The following is a 16,432-nucleotide window of genomic DNA, read 5'->3' on the forward strand; positions in this document are numbered from 1 at the left end:
CAGGCATCCGGCAAGCATGCTCGCCATCGTGCGCCGCTACGAGGCGGCGGGTTTTCGCGCCTGGCCGGCGGCGGCTGTCCACTATGACGGCACCTGGGTGGTGCGGCTGACGGCCGGCCATCCGGCCAAGCGGCTGAACTCGGTCAACCCGCTCGATCCCGGCGATACCCAGCACATTGCCGAGCGCATCGGCCGCGCCAGCCGGCGCTTCGACGCCTATGGCAGGCCGCTGACCTTCCGCATCTCGCCGCTGTCAGGGCCGGACCTGGCCAGGCATCTCGACAATGAGGGCTGGAGCACATTCGACGAATCGCTGGTGATGCGGCTGCCGCTGGCGGACGCGCAGCTGGCGCTGGCCATGGACCAGATACCGCTGAAGGATATCAGCCGCTTTCTTGGTGCGTCGCTCAAGGTCAGCGGCTCGGATCCATCGCTGCGGCCGGGGCTTTCGGAAATCATCGGCGCGATTCAACCCGAGGTCGGGCTGTTTGCACTTGAGGAAGGGGCCGACCCGCTGGCGGTGCTGATCTGCGTCCATGACGGCGATCTTGCCGGCCTGTTCGAGATCGCCACCGACAAATCGGCGCGCAACAAGGGTCACGGGCGCAACCTGATCCTGTCGGCGCTGAAGTGGGCCAGGCTGCGCGGGGCGCGGGAAGCCTGGCTGCAGGTCGAGGCCGGCAATGCGCCGGCGCTGGCGCTCTATCGGTCGCTCGGCTTCGAGGAAGTCTATCGCTACCACTATCGCCGGCCGCCCGGCGCATGAGCCAGATTCTCACCGGCAAACGCCTGCTCCTGGTCGCCGCCTGCGCGCTGGTTGATACCGATGGCCGCGTGCTTCTGGCGCAGCGGCCAGAAGGCAAGCAGCTTGCCGGCCTGTGGGAGTTCCCGGGCGGCAAGGTCGAGCCCGGCGAGACGCCGGAACAATGCCTGATCCGCGAACTGCAGGAAGAGATCGGCATCGAGACCGACATACCGTGCCTGGCGCCGCTGACCTTCGCCAGCCATTCCTACGATGATTTCCATCTCTTGATGCCGCTCTTCGTCTGCCGTCGCTTTCGCGGCATCGCGCAGCCGAAAGAGGGGCAGGTGCTGAAATGGGTGCGGCCGAAGCAAATGCGGGACTATCCGATGCCGCCTGCCGACGCACCGCTGATCCAGTTCCTCATCGACCTGTTGTGAGCAGAAGCCATTTCGCCGGCCTGATTTAACCAGCGTTAATGGAAGATTTATCTCGTCGTGAAAAATTGCGGCAAAGCGGATTCGCCGGGAGCGATTGCATGAGCCTCGACAGGGAATGGGACTCGATCCGGCCGGATCGCAGCTTTCGCGCCGCCAATGCCGGTATGAGCATATTGCGCATCACGCTGCTGTTCGGCTCGGCTGCGGTGGCGCTGGCCCTGATTGCGGTCCCGGTCCTCGACAAACAGACGCGATCGTCCAGCCGCGATCCCTTTACAAGCGGCCTGGACACGATGAACACCGGCTCGGTCGGCGCGCGCGCCACCTATACGCTGCGCAGAAGCGTGCTGCAGCCCTCACCCAGTTCGGTCTGCATCATCCGCCCCGACGGTCAGCGCAGCGGCGACTGCTGACGAAGAAGGTCAACAAAAGCTTATTGATTTCCTTAACGCAGGCCCCGTTTCACCGCCCGTTAAGCTTGTGCCGTTAACCTTTCTTAACAGGTCGGCGGTATGGTCGTGACAAGAGGGATCGACGATCATGAAGACATTGTTGCAACGATTTTTGGAAGATGAAACAGGCGCTACGGCCATTGAATATGGCCTGATTGTCGCCGTGCTGTCGCTTGCCATCGTCGGCGGCATCGGCAAGGTCAGCAATGCGATCCAGTTTCTATTCAGCGACACCAATAGCAAGCTAGCCAACGCCTTCGCCGAGCACTGATCCGGAGCGGCGTCACCGCCCGCCGGGATTTTCCAGTATGGTCTTCAGCGAGACCTTCGCGGAGCCCGGTTTCAAAGGCTTTTGCTGCGAGGCATCGGGTGCCCAACCCGACATCCAGACAACAGAGAAACTTGCCCTGATCCGGCCATCGGTGTCCGAAAAGCGTTCGGCATAGATTTCGGCTGCACGGGCAAACAGCTTTCGCGCACCCGGCCGCCGGCTGCGATCGGTCAGCGCGCTGGTTTCGCCCATCGCCCTGAGATCGGCGGTGAGGTCGAACAGCGTGTCGTAACGCACGGTCACCGTTTCGACGTCGGCCACCGGCAGCGCAAGGCCAGCGCGCTGCAGCAGTGCGCCGGCGTCGCGGACATCGGTGAAGGGGATGACACGCGGGCTGGCGCCGCCATAAAGCTCGGTCTCGGCAGCGAGCAGGCTTTCGCGAAGTTCGGAAAGTGTGCCGGCGCCGGCGAAGGCGCCGAGGAAAAGCCCGTCGGGTCGCAAAGCACGGCGGATCTGCACCAGCATGCCGGGAATGTCGTTCATCGCCTGCAAAGACAGAAGCGAGACGGCGAGGTCGAGGCTTTCGGGCTGGAACGGCACGGTCTCCAGCGGTGCCACCAGCCCTGGCCGGCCGGCCAGAAACGCTGCGTCCGCTTCGACGCGCACAATTTCTGCTGCCTTGCCGCTTGCAGCAACCACATCCGCCGCGGCCGGCGTCTGGCAAAACAGCACGGCGGCCTTGCCGAACCGGCGTTCGACCGCGCCGAGCCGGTCAGCGAGATCTTCCGCTGCCCGCCGCATCAGAAAATCGGCGCCAGCCACGGGGTGGGCCAACGCCCTGCGCTTGCGCGCCAGCCAGAGCTCTGTATCGATGATGGGCTGCAAGGCAAACAATCCCTGTCTGTCCGCCTTGTGATATCGTGGCGCGGACGACAAACCACGTGGCCGATCCGGTGATGGAGATCAAGAGCCTCGCTCAAACGATGTTGGACTGGCCGGCACGGGTGCTGTTCCCGCCGGTCTGCGCCGGCTGCCGCAGGCATGTCTCTCGGCCCGGTGTTTTATGCGGCGCCTGCTGGCCCAAGCTCAGGCTCTTGGAGCGGCCATGGTGCGCGGTGATGGGTACGCCATTCACCCACGACATGGGCGAGGGGTTCCTGTCGGCCGAAGCGATCGCCGATCCGCCGCCTTTCGAGCGGGCGCGGGCGGCCGTGGCCTATTCGGGGGTTGCCCGCCAGATGGTGCAAGGGCTGAAATACCAGGACCGCACTGATCTTGCGCCATGGATGGCGCGCTGGATGCTGCGCGCCGGCGCCGAACTGATCGCGGATGCCGATGTCGTCGTGCCGGTGCCGCTGCACTGGCGGCGCTTTTTCAGGCGACAGTTCAACCAGTCGGCGGAACTGGCAAGGGCTGTTTCGCAGCTCAGCGGGGTGTCTTTCTCGCCCTCGGCGATCCGGCGCGTCAAGCTCACGCGCCAGCAGGTCGGGCTGGAGCGGCAGGAGCGCGAGGACAATGTGCGCGCCGCCTTCCGCGTGCCCACGGAAGCAGAAATCGAGATCGCCGGCCGCCGCGTGCTTCTGGTCGACGATGTCTACACCACGGGCGCCACCGTGCGCTCGGTCGCCAAGGCATTGAAAAAAGGCGGCGCCGGAGCGGTCGACGTGCTGACCTTCGCGCGTGTCCTGCCGGGGGACTTTCGGGCAGACGAGTCCGCGACTATATAAGATCAGGGAAAGACAGGATTGCAGACTGATGCTCGATGTGACGATCTATACCCGCATGATGTGCGGCTATTGCGCGGCGGCCAAGCGGCTGCTCGACCGCAAGGGTGTCGCCTACACCGAGCATGACGCATCCTTCTCGCCGGAATTGCGCCAGGAAATGATTTCGCGGGCGCACGGGCGAGCCACTTTTCCGCAGATTTTCATTGGCGACACGCATGTCGGCGGCTCCGACGAACTCCACGAACTGGAGGCGCGGGGACAGCTGGACAGGTTGCTTGCCGACGGCTCGACGACACAGAGGGCATGATGATGGGTGTTTTCAAGGCGGCGGCGATCCAGATGCGTTCGGGCGAAAGCCCCGAGCGCAACGCGGTCGATCTGGAGCGGCTGGTGCGTGAGGCGGCAAGCCTGGGTGCTACCTACATCCAGACCCCGGAAATGACCGGCGCGCTGATCCGCGACAAGGAAGCCAGGTCCGCCTCCTTCACTTCGGAAGATAAGGACATCATCGTTTCGACCGCGCGCAAGCTCGCCGGTGAACTCGGCGTCTTCCTGCATATCGGCTCGACCGCCATCCTGCGTGCCGACGGCAAGCTCGCCAACCGCGCACTGCTGTTTGGACCGGACGGCGCCACGCTTGCCACCTACGACAAGATCCACATGTTCGATGTCGACCTCGACAATGGCGAGAGCTGGCGCGAATCCGCTGCCTATGAGCCGGGAACCGAGGCCGTCGTCACCGAGATCGATGGCGCGAGGCTCGGCTTTGCCGTCTGCTACGATCTGCGCTTTCCGCAGTTGTTCCGCGCCGAGGCGCTGGCCGGCGCCGATCTTTTGTCTGTTCCCGCCGCCTTCACCCGCCAGACCGGCGAGGCCCACTGGCACGTGCTGCTGCGGGCCCGCGCCATCGAGAACGGCGCTTATGTCGTTGCCGCGGCCCAGGGCGGATTGCATGAGGACGGCCGTGAGACGTTCGGCCATTCGCTGATCGTCGATCCGTGGGGCCGCATCATTGCCGAGGCGGCGCATGCCGAGCCTGGCGTGATCGTCGCCGAGATCGACACAGCACAGTCGTCGGCCGCGCGCAAAAAGATCCCCAATCTCAAGAACGCGCGCGACTTTGCCGTCAATGCCGGCACGGCCGAGGCGCCCCGGCTCAGAGGTGCAGCTTCGTGATCCGCTTTGCCCTGATCTGCGAGCATGAGCACGAGTTCGAGGGCTGGTTTCGCAGCAATGACGATTTCGACACGCAGAAGAAGCGTGGCTTCGTCGACTGCCCGAGCTGCGGTTCGCACAAGGTGCAAAAGGCGCTGATGGCGCCGGCCGTCTCCACCGCCCGCAAGCAGGAGACAATCGCGCTGGCCATGGGCGAAGCGCAGAAGCAGGCGTTGGCGCAGCTGAAGGCGATGGCCGAGAAGGTGCGCGAGAATGCCGATTATGTCGGCGACAAATTCGCCGAGGAGGCGCGCAAGATCCATTTCGGGGAAACCGATGCGCGCGGCATCTATGGCGAAGCGACGCTGGACGAAGCCAAGAGCCTGGCCGAGGACGGCATCGAGTTCATGCCGATCCCGAGTTTTCCCGACGAACGGAACTGAGTTCCATGACCAGGCCGCAACGGCTCCGGAAGGCTGAGCGGCGGTCTGGACGGAACGATGCCAAAGGGGCTTCCGGCCAGCCGAATTGACTGTTCCTTTCCCGGCTGCTGCCGATCTCCCCTTGGCTCGGCTGTTCAGCCTGCATTCGCTATCAATTTCTCGAGCAACTGAGCCAGCGTCTCCCGCTCGGCGCTGCTGAGGCCGGCGAGGATTTCATGTTCGTTGGCGACATGGGCGCTAACTGCGTCGTCGATCAAGGCGAGACCCTTTTCGGTCAGTTGCACGACAATGCCGCGCCGGTCGTTGGGGTGGGGGCCGCGCAGGATCAATCCTGCCTTTTCCAGCCGGTCGAGCCGGTTGGTCATGGCCCCCGATGTCACCATCGTCGCCTCGTAGAGCGCGGTCGGCGTCAGCGCATAGGGCTGGCCGGACCGGCGCAACGTCGCCAGCACGTCGAATTCGCCGGCTTGCAGACCGAAGCGGGCAAACAGCGGCGCGAGGCGTTCGCGGGCAATCAGCGACGAGGCTTCGTTCAATCGGCCGAGCACCAGCATCGGCGTAACATCCAGGTCCGGCCGCTCCCGCGCCCACTGCTCGACCGCCTTTGCCGCGCGATCCATTTGTCTCACCATTAAATATCTTGACGTTAAGAATCTTTGCGTTATGTTACCTCAAGATACAGGACCGACGGAGTGCCGCAAGTGCCAATTTCGCAAGTGAGTGGACGGGACCATCCGATGAAATTTCTCTGGGGATCGGCACCCGGCTTGCTAGTGGTCACCGGTGGCCTGCTCGGTCTGACCTTGCCATTCGGCAAGCTGGCGACGGTGGCCGGCGTTCCTGCCATGGTCTGGGCCTTCGTCATCTCGTTCGGCGCCGGCGGTGTCCTGTTGTGCGCGCTGCTCGCCGGCGGACAGCGCATGCGGCTCACTCCGCACAGGCTGCGTTATTTCTTCATCACCGCGGCCGTGTCCTATGCCGGGCCAAATCTCTTGATGTTCTCGGCCATGCCGCATCTCGGCGCCGGCTACACCGGCATCATGTTCACGCTGTCGCCGGTCATCACGCTGGTGTTTTCGATCCTGCTCGGCGTCAGGCGGCCCAACATGCTCGGCGTCGCAGGCATTGCCGTCGGCTTCATCGGCGCAGTCATGGTGGCGATGACGCGCGGCGAGGCCGGCCAGCCGGCCGACTTCTTCTGGGTGCTGGTCGGGCTCATGATCCCGGTCAGCCTTGCCGCCGGCAACATCTACCGCACCGTAGACTGGCCGGAAGGCACCGGTCCGATCGAGCTTGCCGTCGGCAGCCATCTGGCCTCGGCAACGCTGCTGTTGGTCGGGATTCTCGCGCTGTTCGGCGTCGGCGCATTCGCCCCGCTCGGCGCTGTGCCGCTGGTCGTTGTGGCGCAGGTTGCGTCCGCTTCGGCGATGTTTGCCTTCTTCTTCCGGCTGCAGGCGGTGGGCGGCCCGGTCTATCTCAGCCAGATCGGCTATGTGGCGGCGGCCGTCGGCCTGTTCGCCGGCACGATCTTCCTCGGCGAGCACTACCAACTGCTGACCTGGGCCGGAGCAGTCATCATCACCATCGGCGTGATCATCACCACCAAGGCGCAGAACCAGAAGGCGTAAGGGGTCAGACCGACCCCTTCTCGGCCAGCACCATGTAGTTGACGTCCATGTCCTTGGAGCGCTGCCAGCGGTCGGCGAGCGGGTGGTAGATGACGCCGGTGCGGTCGATGACGGTCATGGCGGCGTTGCCCAGCGCCTTTTCCAGCTCTTCGGGCCGCACCAACTTGCCGAACTGGTGGGTACCGCGCGGCAGCCAGCGCAGCACGTATTCGGCGCCGATGATGGCCAGACCGAGAGCCTTCAGCGTTCGGTTGATGGTGGCCACGAACATGATGCCGCCAGGCTTCACCATCTCGCCGCACTTGCCGATGAACAGGTCGATGTCGGCGACATGCTCGACCACTTCCATGTTGAGGATGACGTCGAATTTCTCGCCGGAATCGGCAAGGTCTTCCGCGGTCGTTGCGTGGTAATCCACCGTCACCCCGACTTCGGCCGCGTGCAGCTTCGCCACCTCGATGTTGGTTGCCGATGCGTCGGCGCCGACCACTTCGGCGCCAAGCCTGGCCATCGGCTCGCACAACAGCCCGCCGCCGCAGCCTATGTCGAGGAAGCGCAGGCCTTCGAACGGCCGCGCCGCCCGCGGGTCACGACCGAAACGCGCCGCCACCTGGTCGCGGATATAGGCAAGCCGAACCGGGTTGAACTTGTGCAGCGGGCGGAATTTGCCGTTCGGGTTCCACCATTCGGCGGCAAGGGCGGAGAAGCGTTCGACTTCTCCGGCATCGATCGTCGATCGACGGGGCTCTGGCATGGGGCGGGTCTCCTAGAGCTCTTTTATTCGGGCGCAATTTCGGACGGAAAACCGGGTCCCACTTTTCCTAGAATTGCTTGGGAGCGATAGGAAGTCGGGTGTGAGGCCGGGAATGTCAAGGCAACAATTTTCCGTGCCGACACGGCGGCACGCTCTGTCAGGGGCATGTCAGCTGCCGAACGCCGCGATGAAACACGGTTGGCCTGGCGGGCGAAAGAGGAGCATCGTTTTTGAATTCGAATTCGACGGAGTGGATTCCATGACATTAACGCCGGCGTCGATTCTCTGGCGTCGGCTGGATGTGGAGGGCCACGATTCCTGCCTGCTTTCACAGATCAAGGACGGCTACTGCCTTAGGGGGCAGGCCATTTTCGTCCAGGACGACAAGCCATGCTGCCTTGCCTATGAGGTGGTCTGCGATGCCGTCTGGCGGACAAGGGCGGCGCGGGTCGATGGCTTTCTCGGCATGCGCGAGCTGGTCTATGCGATTGAGCGCGACGCCGACGGTCAGTGGACGCTGAACGGCAAAATCCTGCCGGACGTCGCCGGCCTGGTCGACGTCGATCTCGGTTTCACGCCGGCATCGAACCTTCTGGCGATCCGCCGGTTCGACCTCGGCGTCGGCCAGGCAAGGCCCGCGCCGGCCGCCTATCTGACCTTCCCCCAGCTCAGGCTGACGCGTCTTTAGCAGAGCTACCAGCGGCTGGATGAAGGCCGCTATGCCTATGCCGCGCCGATGTTCGGTTACGACGATATCCTCGTCGTCTCACCGGCCGGCTTCGTCATCAGTTATCCTGGCCTGTGGACAAGCACGGCTGCGTCGGCCTGAAGGCAGCCGAATCGCCCGCCTATTTCGCGTCCAGCACGTCGCGCAGTTTTGCCGCCAACTGCTCGATGGTGAAGGGCTTGGCCAGGAAATGCACGTCGTGGTCGAGCACGCCGTTGTGGACCACGGCGTTCCTGGTGAAGCCGGTGGTGAAGACCACCTTCAACTGCGGCAGGCGCGCCAGCGCTTCCTGCGCGAGCTTGCGGCCGTTCATCACCGGCATCACGATGTCGGTGAACATAAGTGCCACGCCCGGATTGTCCGCCAGTTTCTGCAAGGCTTCCTCGCCGCTGCCGGCATCGATGACGGTATAGCCGAGTTCGCGCAAGGCGTCCGTGGTCGAAGCGCGCACGCGGGCGTCGTCCTCGACAACGAGGACCGTCTCGGTGACTTCAGCGGGATTGTCGCCTCGGCCAGTGGGCAGAACAGCCTCTTCCGCACCGAAGAAACGCGGCAGATAGAGCTTGATCGTCGTGCCTTCTCCCGGTTCGGAATAGATATTAACGTGGCCGCCCGACTGTTTGACGAAGCCGAACACCTGGCTCAGCCCCAAGCCGGTCCCCTTGTTGACCGGCTTGGTGGTGAAGAACGGCTCGAAGGCCCTCTCCATGACGTCCGCCGGCATGCCGGTGCCGGTGTCGCTGACCGCGATCATCACATACTGACCGGCTTTGACATCGGCATGGGTGGCGGCATAACCGTCGTCGAGATGGCTGTTGGCGGTCTCTATGGTCAGCTTGCCATTGTCGTCCATGGCATCGCGGGCGTTGACCGCCAGATTGAGGATGGCGTTCTCGATCTGGCTCGGATCGGCGTGGGTTTTCCACAGGCCGCCGGCAAGCACGGTTTCGATGCGGATGGTTTCGCCGAGCGCCCGCCGCAACAGGTCCGACATCCCGGTAACCAGACGATTGGTGTCGACCACTTGCGGCGCCAGCGGCTGCTGGCGCGAGAAGGCGAGCAGCCTGGCAGTCAGATTGGCGGCCCGGGTCGCCGCGTCGACCGCCGCCTCGATGAAGTTCGCGATGTCGTGCTCGCCGCGCGCGAGTTTGCGCTGGGCGAGGTTCATGGCACTGATGATCACCGCCAGCATGTTGTTGAAATCGTGGGCGATGCCGCCGGTCAGCTGGCCGACCGCTTCCATCTTCTGCATCTGGCGGAGCTGCGATTCGGCCGTTTCGCGCGTCCGGATCTCGTTGCCGAGCTCGATGTTCTTGCGCATCAGCTCTTCCTGGGCGACGACCACCTCGCGAAAACGGCGGCGCGACAGGCGGATCGTGTAGGCGCCAAGCAGGAAAATCGCCAGCAGAGCTGCAAATGAGCCGATACGCAGCCAGCTTTCGACCCGGTCGGTATGTTCGTCGCGGGCAGCGATTGCCGCGCCGCTGATGCGCCGGATCGTGTCCATGCTGGCCCTGATCTGGTCCATGGCTGCCTTGCCCTGGCCGCTGCGAACCAGTTCCAGCGCTTTCGCCGCGTCGCCGTGATCGTAAAGCGCAATCGTCTGCGTCAGTTCAACCTGCTTCAGCGAAAGCGCGTCCTTGATGCGATTGATCTGCTGGACGAGTTCGTCGTCCGGCGCGGTCATGCTATCGATGCGGGCAAGCTGGCCCGGAATGGCCTCGACCGCCTGCCGATAGGGCTGGAGGTAGGATTTATCCCCGGTCAGGAGATAGCCGCGCTGGCTGGTTTCGGCGTCCTGCGCCAGCGAAAGCAGGCCGGACAGCGATTCCTGGTACTCGATTGCCTCGCGCGCCGCTTCGCGATTGGCCCTCTGGCCCTCGACCAGCACCGCGCGCGTGCCGACGATCAACGCCAGCACGCCGAAGCCGACGAAAAGCGGCAGCGATTGCCATCGCATGGCACGTCGAAGACGAGCAATCATTTGATATGCTGGACCAAAAGGAGTTCCCCGCGGGCAGCATTTGGTAAGCGGCGGCGGGGCGGAACGCAATATGCCGTCGTCCTGAAGCCGGCAATCCGTGGCCAGCCTTGCGAAACGGTGATCATTTGGCTAAGGAGGCCGCGCATTCAGCGGTCGGCTTCTGTCGGGCGCTTTCTTCCCCTTTCGGCCCGGGCCGGCTTCAGTCAAAGGCATTTCGCTTCCATGGCGCGCATCGTGATGAAATTCGGCGGAACCTCCGTCGCCGACATCGCCCGCATCCGCAATGTGGCGCGTCACGTCAAACGCGAGGTCGATGCCGGCCATGAGGTGGCTGTCGTGGTTTCCGCTATGGCCGGCAAGACCAATGAACTGGTCGGCTGGACCCGCGAAGCCTCGCCGATGCACGATGCGCGCGAATATGACGCCGTCGTTGCCTCGGGCGAACAGGTCACCGCCGGCCTGCTGGCGATCACGCTGCAGAATATGGGCGTGCACGCCCGCTCCTGGCAGGGCTGGCAGATCCCGATCAAGACCGACAACGCACATGGCGCGGCGCGCATCCTAGACATTGACGGTGCGTTTTTGATCAAGCGTTTCGGCGAGGGTCAGGTGGCAGTCGTCGCCGGTTTCCAGGGCATCGGTCCGGACAACCGCATCGCCACGCTTGGCCGCGGCGGTTCAGACACCAGCGCGGTGGCCATCGCCGCCGCGGTCAAGGCCGATCGCTGCGACATCTACACCGATGTCGACGGCGTCTACACCACCGATCCGCGTATCGAACCCAAGGCGCGGCGGCTTAACAAGATTTCGTTCGAGGAAATGCTCGAAATGGCCTCGCTCGGCGCCAAGGTGCTGCAGGTGCGGTCGGTCGAGCTTGCCATGGTGCACAGGGTGCGTACTTTCGTGCGGTCGTCCTTCGACGATCCCGATGCGCCCGGAATGGGGGATTTGCTCAATCCTCCGGGAACGCTCATTTGCGACGAGGAAGAGATCGTGGAACAGCAGGTCGTCACCGGAATTGCCTACGCCAAGGACGAAGCGCAGATTTCGCTGCGCCGGGTCGGCGATCGCCCGGGCGTTGCCGCCGGCATTTTCGGCCCGCTGGCCGAGGCCAACATCAATGTCGACATGATCGTCCAGAACATCTCCGAGGACGGCAAGTTCACCGACATGACCTTTACCGTGCCATCCGGCGACGTCGACAAGGCTCTGGCCGTGCTCGAGCGCCTCAAAGCTCCGATCGGCTATGACGTCGTGCAGTCCGAGGCCGGCATGTCGAAAGTCTCGGTCATCGGCATTGGCATGCGCAGCCATGCCGGCGTGGCCGCCACCGCCTTCAAGGCGCTGGCCGACAAGGCCATCAATATCCGGGCCATCACCACCTCCGAGATCAAGATTTCGATACTGATCGACGGTCCCTACACGGAACTCGCGGTTCGCACTTTGCATTCCGTCTACGGTCTGGATAAGCAGTAGCGAGAACGATTTGAGTTGTTGCGTGTGCGCCGGTCGCGGTGGAAACTGCGGCGGGCAAAATGCCCATTGGAGAAGAAGCCGCGATGCGTGATACGGCCAGTGGCCCGCGCGTTCTGCTGAAACGGCTCCGCGAGCTCATGCAGGAGCCGCTGGAGCCGCAGGAGCGGCTTGACCGGATCGTGCGCGACATCGCCTCCAACATGGTCGCCGAAGTCTGCTCGCTCTATGTGCTGCGCGCCGATTCGGTGCTCGAACTCTACGCCACCGAAGGTCTGAACCCGAACGCCGTCCATTTGGCGCAATTGCGGCTGGGACAAGGCCTGGTCGGCACGATTGCCGCCAGTGCGCGACCGCTCAACCTCTCCAATGCGCAGGAACACCCGGCCTTCGCCTACCTGCCGGAGACGGGCGAAGAGATCTACAATTCCTTCCTCGGCGTGCCGGTGCTCAGGGCAGGGCGCACGCTGGGCGTGCTCGTGGTGCAGAACAAGACCATGCGCCACTACCGCGACGACGAGGTCGAGGCGTTGGAAACCACCGCCATGGTGATCGCCGAGATGATCGCCACCGGCGATCTTGCCCGGCTAACGCGGCCCGGCCTCGAACTCGACCTGCGCCGTCCCGTCAGCTTCACCGGCCTGTCGTTCAACGAAGGCGTCGGGCTTGGCCATGTCGTGCTGCACGAGCCGCGCATAGTCGTCACCAATCTGTTCAACGAGGACAGCGAGGAGGAGGTCCGCCGGCTGCAGTCCTCGCTCGGCTCGCTCAGGCTGTCCATCGACGACATGCTGGAGCGGCGCGAGGTCGCCTTTGAGGGCGAGCACCGCGAGGTGCTCGAGGCCTACCGCATGTTCGCCAATGACAGCGGTTGGGTGCGCCGGCTGGAAGAGGCGATCCGCAACGGCCTGACGGCGGAAGCTGCTGTCGAGAAGGTGCAGAGCGACATGCGCGCCCGCATGCTGCACATGACCGATCCCTATCTGCGCGAGCGGATGAGCGATTTCGACGATCTCGCCAACCGGCTGCTGCGCCAGCTGATGGGGCGCGGGCCCGACGATGTCGCGGCTTCGCTGCCGAAGGACGCCATCCTGGTCGCGCGTTCGATGGGCGCGGCAGAGCTGCTCGACTATCCCAGGGACAAGTTGCGCGGCGTGGTGCTGGAGGACGGCGCCGCCACCAGCCACGTCGTCATCGTCGCGCGCGCCATGGGCATCCCGGTCGCCGGCCAGATGAAGGGCGCCGTTTCCATGGCGGAAAACGGCGATGCCATCATCGTCGACGGCGAGGAAGGCATCATCCATCTGCGGCCACAGCCGGACCTCGAAGCCGCCTATGCCGAAAAGGTCCGCTTCCGGGCGCGCCGGCAGGAGGTCTACCGCGAACTGCGCAAGAAGCCGTCTGTGACCAAGGATGGCGTCCAGGTCGATCTGTTGATGAATGCAGGTCTCGCCGTCGACCTGCCGCAGCTGGCCGAAGCGGGTGCGGCCGGCATCGGCCTGTTCCGCACCGAATTGCAGTTCATGGTCGCCTCGACCTTCCCCCGCGCCGAAGCGCAGGAGAAACTCTACCGCGACGTGCTCGACGCGGCGCGCGGCAAACCAGTCACCTTCCGCACCATCGACATTGGCGGCGACAAGGTGCTGCCCTACTTCAAGGGCGCCATCCAGGAAGAAAACCCGGCGCTGGGCTGGCGGGCGATCCGCCTGACGCTCGACCGGCCGGGCCTGCTCAGAACCCAGATCCGCGCTCTGCTGAAAGCCTGCGGCGGGCGCGAACTGAAGCTGATGCTGCCGATGGTGACGGAATTGGGCGAAATCGCCCAGGCGCGCGAAATCATCGACCGCGAGGTCAGGCATTTGTCGCGCTTTGCCCATCATCTGCCGACCAGTCTCAAGCTCGGCGCCATGCTGGAAGTGCCGTCGCTGCTGTTCCAGCTCGACGATCTGATGAAGGCAGTCGATTTCGTCTCGGTCGGTTCCAACGATCTGTTCCAGTTCGTCATGGCGGTCGATCGCGGCAACACGCAGCTGTCCAACCGCTTCGACACGCTGTCGGCGCCGTTCCTCAGGGTGCTGAAGCAGATTGCCGACGCCGGCGAGCGCAATCACACGCCGGTGACGCTGTGCGGCGAACTGGCGGGAAAACCCATCTCCGCCATGGCGCTGATCGGCCTTGGCTACCGCTCGATCTCGATGTCGCCGGCCTCGATCGGCCCGGTCAAGGCGATGCTGACCGAACTGCCGTTGGAGGAATTGCAGGCCTTCTTTGCCGACAATCTGATGGCGCCGGCGCATGGGCTGCCGATGCGGGCGCTGCTGCAGGCCTTTGCCGACGACCGCTCCATCCCGCTATAGCATCAACCATGGTCAATCTTCCCCGCGAGCGTATGGATCAGGTCGTCAAGCGTTTCGAGATGCTCGAAGCGCAGATGTCGGCCGGCCCGGCGGCCGATGTCTATGTGAAGATGGCCTCGGAATATTCCGAGCTGCAGGGCATCGTAGCCAAGGTCAGGGAATTGCGCTCAGCCGAACATGAGCAGGCCGACCTCAAGGCGATGCTTGCCGACAAGGGCACCGATGCCGAGATGCGGGCGTTGGCCGAGGCCGACCTGCCCGGGGTCGAGGAGCGTATCGAGGAACTGCAGAAGGACATCCAGATTCTGCTGCTGCCCAGGGATGCCGCCGACGACAAGAACGCCATCCTCGAAATCCGCGCCGGCACCGGCGGCGATGAGGCAGCGCTTTTCGCCGGCGACCTGTTTCGCATGTATGAGCGCTATGCGGCCGAGCGCGGCTGGCGCTTCGAGACGGTTTCGGCCAGCGACGGCGACGCCGGCGGCTTCAAGGAAATCATCGCCACCATTTCCGGCAAGGGGGTCTTTGCCCATCTGAAATTCGAATCCGGCGTGCACCGTGTGCAGCGCGTGCCGGCGACCGAGGCCAGCGGGCGCATTCATACCTCGGCGGCGACGGTGGCCGTACTGCCGGAAGCCGAAGAGGTCGATATCGACATTCGCGCCGAAGACATCCGCGTCGACACGATGCGCGCCTCGGGTTCGGGCGGCCAGCACGTCAACACCACCGATTCGGCGGTGCGCATCACCCATCTGCCGACCGGCATCATGGTGGTGCAGGCTGAGAAGTCGCAGCACCAGAACCGGGCCAAAGCCATGCAGATCCTGCGCGCGCGGCTCTATGACATGGAGCGCAGCAAGGCGGACGAGGAGCGTTCCGAGGCGCGCAAATCACAGGTCGGGTCGGGCGACCGCTCGGAGCGCATCCGCACCTACAATTTCCCGCAGGGGCGCGTTACCGATCACCGCATCAACCTGACGCTCTACAAGCTCGACCGGGTGATAATGGGCGAGCTGGACGAGGTCATCAACGCGCTGATCGCCGACCACCAGTCGAAGCTGCTCGCCGATATCGGCCTCGATGGCTGATCATCTGCCCGGCACGCTCGGGCCGCTGCTGCGGGCAGCGCGGGAGCGGCTTGCCGCGGCCGGCGTCGCCGATCCGGCACTGGACGCCAGGCTGATCGTCGAACATTTTTCCGGTACTGACCGCACGCAGGCGATAGCCGAGCCGCAAAGGGCGGTCGACGTCGGTGCGCTCGCTGCAATCGATGCCGCCTTGCGGCGGCGCCTTGCCGGCGAACCGGTGCACCGCATCCTCGGCTATCGCGAATTCTACGGCCTGCGTCTTGCGCTGTCCCCGGAAACGCTGGAGCCGCGGCCGGACACCGAAACGCTGGTCGAGGCGATCCTGCCCTTTGCCAGCGAAACGGCCGAAAGGCTGGGGGAATGCCGTATCCTCGATCTTGGCACCGGCACCGGCGCCATTGCGCTGGCCCTGCTCAGCGCCGTTCCCGCCGCGACCGCCACCGGCGTGGATATTTCACAAGATGCGCTCACGACCGCGACCCGCAATGCCAGGCAACTCGGGCTGGCCGGCCGGTTCGAGGCGCTGCACTCCGACTGGTTCGCAAAAGTTTTCGGCCGCTACCATGTAATTGCCGCAAACCCTCCCTATATATCTTCTCAAGACATTGGAAATCTGCAGGACGAGGTCCGCGATTTCGATCCGCGCAGAGCCCTTGATGGCGGTGTGGACGGTCTTGGCCCCTACAGGATCATCGCCGCCGAAGCGGCAGGGTTTTTGGAAGCACAAGGCAAGATTGCGGTCGAGATCGGCCACACGCAGCGCAATGAGGTCAAAGACATATTCGCGGCAGCCGGCTACAGGCTGGCCGGGGTATTTGTCGATCTTGGCGGAAACGACAGGGTTCTTATGTTTGAACAGGGAAAGCCTTGACGCAGTGCAAAAAAGCGCTTGGCAATGCCGGGGAATGCGGCTAGGGTCCGCCTTAACCGGATGAGACGAAGCAGGCAGTGCTCTTAGCGATTCGGTTTTCCTTGGAAATAGCTGCCTTCTTGCGCAAACGACGCCCAAGCTTCGAGCGGGAATCGTCCGGCAAGTGATGTAACCGGAACAGGATGACACGTGGCGCCAACGCAATTGATGCGGGCGAACGCCGGTGAAGAGACGAAACGGCTGGCTGCATGAGCGCCTCCGTTCGTGAAAGTTTTTCGAAAATTTCAAAATGAAGAGAGTCTAATGAGGCCACAACAGCA

At 64.0% G+C, this 16,432-nt stretch carries 18 protein-coding genes; 14 read left to right on the top strand and 4 right to left on the bottom strand.

The genetic code is table 11. The annotated features are described in order from the left end of the window. The first annotated feature begins 16 nt into the window (after positions 1–16). The 4 genes from AC04SG_RS15445 to AC04SG_RS15460 all read left to right on the top strand — a co-directional run bounded on the left by AC04SG_RS15445 (position 17) and on the right by AC04SG_RS15460 (position 1,905). The gene (locus tag AC04SG_RS15445) at positions 17–766 is read left to right on the top strand and encodes a GNAT family N-acetyltransferase (protein WP_488551764.1); all 750 of its coding nucleotides are present in this window, start codon (positions 17–19) and stop codon (positions 764–766) included. Beyond that, entirely contained in the window at positions 763–1,182 is a 420-nt protein-coding gene (gene mutT, locus AC04SG_RS15450) for an 8-oxo-dGTP diphosphatase MutT (protein ID WP_352557601.1), read from the top strand. Before AC04SG_RS15445 ends, mutT begins: the two co-directional genes overlap by 4 nt. Positions 1,183–1,280: 98 nt before the next feature. After that, on the top strand, positions 1,281–1,595 hold the full coding sequence (locus tag AC04SG_RS15455) for a hypothetical protein (protein WP_488551743.1): 315 nt from the start codon (positions 1,281–1,283) through the stop codon (positions 1,593–1,595). A 127-nt stretch (positions 1,596–1,722) separates the two neighbouring features. Continuing rightward, the gene (locus AC04SG_RS15460; protein WP_112562283.1) at positions 1,723–1,905 is read left to right on the top strand and encodes a Flp family type IVb pilin; all 183 of its coding nucleotides are present in this window, start codon (positions 1,723–1,725) and stop codon (positions 1,903–1,905) included. A gap of 12 nt (positions 1,906–1,917) precedes the next feature. Here AC04SG_RS15460 and AC04SG_RS15465 read toward each other — a convergent pair whose 3' ends face one another. Continuing rightward, positions 1,918–2,790: a class I SAM-dependent methyltransferase gene (locus AC04SG_RS15465; RefSeq protein ID WP_488551744.1), complete on the bottom strand. Its 873-nt coding sequence runs from the start codon at positions 2,788–2,790 to the stop codon at positions 1,918–1,920. A 56-nt stretch (positions 2,791–2,846) separates the two neighbouring features. On the opposite strand from AC04SG_RS15465, the gene AC04SG_RS15470 reads away from it, so the two are divergent. From AC04SG_RS15470 to AC04SG_RS15485, 4 genes are read left to right on the top strand one after another with little or no spacing between them, the layout of a single operon-like run. Further along, positions 2,847–3,632, top strand: a complete 786-nt coding sequence (locus AC04SG_RS15470) for a ComF family protein (RefSeq protein ID WP_488551765.1) — start codon at positions 2,847–2,849, stop codon at positions 3,630–3,632. 28 nt (positions 3,633–3,660) lie between these two features. Continuing rightward, positions 3,661–3,939, top strand: a complete 279-nt coding sequence (gene grxC / locus AC04SG_RS15475) for a glutaredoxin 3 (RefSeq protein ID WP_112562285.1) — start codon at positions 3,661–3,663, stop codon at positions 3,937–3,939. A 2-nt stretch (positions 3,940–3,941) separates the two neighbouring features. Beyond that, the gene (locus tag AC04SG_RS15480; protein WP_488551766.1) at positions 3,942–4,808 is read left to right on the top strand and encodes a carbon-nitrogen hydrolase family protein; all 867 of its coding nucleotides are present in this window, start codon (positions 3,942–3,944) and stop codon (positions 4,806–4,808) included. Continuing rightward, positions 4,805–5,230 carry a DUF1178 family protein gene (locus AC04SG_RS15485; RefSeq protein WP_488551745.1) on the top strand — a complete coding sequence of 142 codons (426 nt, stop codon included), beginning with the start codon at positions 4,805–4,807 and terminating at the stop codon, positions 5,228–5,230. The genes AC04SG_RS15480 and AC04SG_RS15485 overlap by 4 nt, the downstream gene beginning before the upstream one ends. 134 nt (positions 5,231–5,364) lie before the next feature. Here AC04SG_RS15485 and AC04SG_RS15490 read toward each other — a convergent pair whose 3' ends face one another. Continuing rightward, complete coding sequence (locus AC04SG_RS15490; RefSeq protein WP_488551746.1) at positions 5,365–5,850, bottom strand: MarR family winged helix-turn-helix transcriptional regulator; 486 nt, start codon at positions 5,848–5,850, stop codon at positions 5,365–5,367. A 117-nt stretch (positions 5,851–5,967) separates the two neighbouring features. Between AC04SG_RS15490 and AC04SG_RS15495 the strand changes: the two genes are divergently transcribed. Beyond that, on the top strand, positions 5,968–6,858 hold the full coding sequence (locus tag AC04SG_RS15495) for a DMT family transporter (RefSeq protein ID WP_488551747.1): 891 nt from the start codon (positions 5,968–5,970) through the stop codon (positions 6,856–6,858). Positions 6,859–6,862: 4 nt separating this feature from the next. On the opposite strand, the gene ubiG is transcribed toward AC04SG_RS15495, so the two are convergent. Further along, positions 6,863–7,612 (bottom strand): bifunctional 2-polyprenyl-6-hydroxyphenol methylase/3-demethylubiquinol 3-O-methyltransferase UbiG, encoded by a 750-nt coding sequence (gene ubiG / locus AC04SG_RS15500; protein WP_488551748.1) that lies wholly within the window; start codon positions 7,610–7,612, stop codon positions 6,863–6,865. Between the two features lie 259 nt (positions 7,613–7,871). Here ubiG and AC04SG_RS15505 point away from each other — a divergent pair, with 259 nt between their 5' ends. Further along, positions 7,872–8,300 (top strand): putative glycolipid-binding domain-containing protein, encoded by a 429-nt coding sequence (locus AC04SG_RS15505; protein WP_488551749.1) that lies wholly within the window; start codon positions 7,872–7,874, stop codon positions 8,298–8,300. Positions 8,301–8,460: 160 nt separating this feature from the next. Here the strand turns inward: AC04SG_RS15505 and AC04SG_RS15510 are convergent, their stop codons facing one another. Continuing rightward, complete coding sequence (locus tag AC04SG_RS15510) at positions 8,461–10,299, bottom strand: CHASE3 domain-containing protein (RefSeq protein WP_488551750.1); 1,839 nt, start codon at positions 10,297–10,299, stop codon at positions 8,461–8,463. Positions 10,300–10,545: 246 nt separating this feature from the next. Between AC04SG_RS15510 and AC04SG_RS15515 the strand changes: the two genes are divergently transcribed. From AC04SG_RS15515 to prmC, 4 genes are all read left to right on the top strand, one after another. Further along, positions 10,546–11,799 (top strand): aspartate kinase, encoded by a 1,254-nt coding sequence (locus AC04SG_RS15515; RefSeq protein ID WP_203279181.1) that lies wholly within the window; start codon positions 10,546–10,548, stop codon positions 11,797–11,799. A gap of 83 nt (positions 11,800–11,882) precedes the next feature. After that, the gene (gene ptsP / locus AC04SG_RS15520) at positions 11,883–14,153 is read left to right on the top strand and encodes a phosphoenolpyruvate--protein phosphotransferase (protein ID WP_488551767.1); all 2,271 of its coding nucleotides are present in this window, start codon (positions 11,883–11,885) and stop codon (positions 14,151–14,153) included. 8 nt (positions 14,154–14,161) lie between these two features. Then, positions 14,162–15,241: a peptide chain release factor 1 gene (gene prfA / locus AC04SG_RS15525; protein WP_488551751.1), complete on the top strand. Its 1,080-nt coding sequence runs from the start codon at positions 14,162–14,164 to the stop codon at positions 15,239–15,241. Then, positions 15,234–16,112 carry a peptide chain release factor N(5)-glutamine methyltransferase gene (gene prmC / locus AC04SG_RS15530; RefSeq protein WP_488551752.1) on the top strand — a complete coding sequence of 293 codons (879 nt, stop codon included), beginning with the start codon at positions 15,234–15,236 and terminating at the stop codon, positions 16,110–16,112. Before prfA ends, prmC begins: the two co-directional genes overlap by 8 nt. The last annotated feature ends 320 nt before the right edge of the window (positions 16,113–16,432 follow it).

The sequence above is a fragment of the Mesorhizobium sp. CNPSo 4684 genome (assembly GCF_057784315.1).

Excerpts from the sequence above, each read along its gene's own strand:
- AC04SG_RS15455 (WP_488551743.1), top strand. The coding sequence starts at position 1,281 with ATGAGCCTCGACAGGGAATGGGACTCGATCCGGCCGGATCGCAGCTTT.
- AC04SG_RS15460 (WP_112562283.1), top strand. The coding sequence starts at position 1,723 with ATGAAGACATTGTTGCAACGATTTTTGGAAGATGAAACAGGCGCTACG.
- prfA (WP_488551751.1), top strand. The coding sequence starts at position 14,162 with ATGGTCAATCTTCCCCGCGAGCGTATGGATCAGGTCGTCAAGCGTTTC.
- mutT (WP_352557601.1), top strand. The coding sequence starts at position 763 with ATGAGCCAGATTCTCACCGGCAAACGCCTGCTCCTGGTCGCCGCCTGC.
- AC04SG_RS15495 (WP_488551747.1), top strand. The coding sequence starts at position 5,968 with ATGAAATTTCTCTGGGGATCGGCACCCGGCTTGCTAGTGGTCACCGGT.
- AC04SG_RS15480 (WP_488551766.1), top strand. The coding sequence starts at position 3,942 with ATGGGTGTTTTCAAGGCGGCGGCGATCCAGATGCGTTCGGGCGAAAGC.
- AC04SG_RS15515 (WP_203279181.1), top strand. The coding sequence starts at position 10,546 with ATGGCGCGCATCGTGATGAAATTCGGCGGAACCTCCGTCGCCGACATC.
- ptsP (WP_488551767.1), top strand. The coding sequence starts at position 11,883 with ATGCGTGATACGGCCAGTGGCCCGCGCGTTCTGCTGAAACGGCTCCGC.
- grxC (WP_112562285.1), top strand. The coding sequence starts at position 3,661 with ATGCTCGATGTGACGATCTATACCCGCATGATGTGCGGCTATTGCGCG.
- prmC (WP_488551752.1), top strand. The coding sequence starts at position 15,234 with ATGGCTGATCATCTGCCCGGCACGCTCGGGCCGCTGCTGCGGGCAGCG.
- AC04SG_RS15505 (WP_488551749.1), top strand. The coding sequence starts at position 7,872 with ATGACATTAACGCCGGCGTCGATTCTCTGGCGTCGGCTGGATGTGGAG.
- AC04SG_RS15510 (WP_488551750.1), bottom strand. The coding sequence starts at position 10,299 with ATGCGATGGCAATCGCTGCCGCTTTTCGTCGGCTTCGGCGTGCTGGCG.
- AC04SG_RS15445 (WP_488551764.1), top strand. The coding sequence starts at position 17 with ATGCTCGCCATCGTGCGCCGCTACGAGGCGGCGGGTTTTCGCGCCTGG.
- AC04SG_RS15490 (WP_488551746.1), bottom strand. The coding sequence starts at position 5,850 with ATGGATCGCGCGGCAAAGGCGGTCGAGCAGTGGGCGCGGGAGCGGCCG.
- ubiG (WP_488551748.1), bottom strand. The coding sequence starts at position 7,612 with ATGCCAGAGCCCCGTCGATCGACGATCGATGCCGGAGAAGTCGAACGC.